This window comes from Pseudomonas sp. P5_B2 (assembly GCF_056400445.1).
On the sequence record NZ_JBFULH010000780.1, the window covers coordinates 1 to 1,698 of the forward strand.

The 1,698-nt window shown below is 58.5% G+C and carries 2 protein-coding genes; one reads left to right on the top strand and one right to left on the bottom strand.

The features are described 5' to 3' along the window. Window positions 1–327 (bottom strand): tryptophan synthase subunit beta (locus AC1DRJ_RS26690; RefSeq protein ID WP_477804789.1); only part of this gene is annotated, 327 nt, incomplete at its 3' end. 412 nt (window positions 328–739) lie between these two features. Between AC1DRJ_RS26690 and AC1DRJ_RS26695 the strand changes: the two genes are divergently transcribed. After that, window positions 740–1,642, top strand: coding sequence for a TauD/TfdA dioxygenase family protein (locus AC1DRJ_RS26695; RefSeq protein WP_477804790.1), 903 nt, complete (start codon window positions 740–742; stop codon window positions 1,640–1,642). Window positions 1,643–1,698 lie beyond the last annotated feature (56 nt).

Below are 1,698 nucleotides of genomic sequence, written 5' to 3' on the forward strand. Positions count from 1 at the left end.
CGTCTCGTCATCATCAATCAAGTGACTCAACCCGCCCAACGCTTCACGGGCCTGGGTCCGGTCCATCAGTTTGGCCTGTGCTGCTGCTGGCAGGTCAGTGACGCGGATCACGCCTTTACTGGTCAGCACTTGGATCAAGTCGTCGAGTACCCGGATCATTTCCAGGTCACTCTGCTTGAGCTGTTTAAGGCTGGTTTCCACCACTTCGTTTGCATACCAGGCCTGGATTTCATGGCTGTCGGCCGGCAGTGTTTCCGTGGACTCGGCGTAGGCTGCGGCTTCCACGCGCACTAACTGGCCTTGCGCACCGCGTTGCACGTAGAACATTGAACATCCCTCAGAAATGACCAGCGTCTTGCTGTCAGCAGCATAGGCCAACCCAACGAAGCATGCCCCGATCCGAACAAGGCCACCGGCAAAGCGCTGGAAGACCGGGTCAGCTGGACAGGCACCTGGTGGAAATCGTGCCGCTGGACGACACCTTGCGGGTCGAGGCGAATGCACGAGGGGTAGTTCTCGGCTTGCTCGCGATGGCGGCCTCAAGGACAACTCACCTCAAAAGCCATATCGTTATTCACTATCGGTATTTAAATTTCAATTCTTATATCTATAAAGTCACTCTCCTGCGTACCCGCCGACCAATCGGCGCGCCGCACGACACGAACCAACACGGGACCTCCGTGAGTTTCTTGATCGACGCGTGCGCCTTTGAGCGCGCCGTGCGTGGGAGTGATTTTTTATGTCAGCCGTCTCTTTGTCTTCAGCGAATGCCTCTCAAGGCATCGCGCCTCAAACCTTCGACATCCGCCCGTTCAGCGGCGCCGTCGGCGCTGAAATCATCGGCCTCGACCTGTCTCGATCCATCAACGATCAGGACTTCGCCCGCATCCATCGCGCGCACCTGGATTATCACGTCGTGGTGTTTCGCGACCAGCGTATTACCCCTGAGCAGCAGATCGCCTTCAGCCGTAGATTCGGCGTGTTGCAGATCCATGTGCTCAAACAATTCCTGCTGGCCGGCCACCCGGAAATCCWCATCGTTTCCAACATCATCGAAAACGGCCAATCCATCGGCCTCGGTGACGCCGGCAAGTTCTGGCACTCCGACCTTTCCTATAAAGAGCTGCCCAGCCTTGGCTCGATGCTGCACGCCCAGGAGTTGCCGTCTGAAGGCGGCGACACCTTATTCGCCGACATGCACAAAGCTTGGGACAACCTGCCCGACGCGCTGCGCAAAGCGGTTGAAGGCCGATCCGCCGCGCATTCCTACACTGCGCGTTACAGCGAGACCAAATTCGARGGCAACTGGCGCCCGACCCTGACGCCGGAGCAGCTCGCTCAAGTCGCCGAAGTGGTTCATCCCATTGTGCGCACGCACCCGGAAAACGGGCGCAAGGCGTTGTTCGTCAGCGAAGGCTTTACCACGCGGATCGTCGGTTTGCCGGAAGACGAGAGCAAGCAACTGCTTGATGAGCTCTACGCCCATAGCGTGCTGCCGCAAAACATCTACCGCCATCAATGGCAGCCTCACGACCTGGTGTTCTGGGACAACCGCTCGCTGATCCACCTCGCCGCCGGATGCCCCAGCCATCTGCGCCGCAAGCTGTTTCGCACCACCATCCARGGCGACGCGCCTTTCTGATTTGTCGGAGAATTCCCATGTCAAAACGTCTTCCATTTGCACCGCTTGCCGCCGCC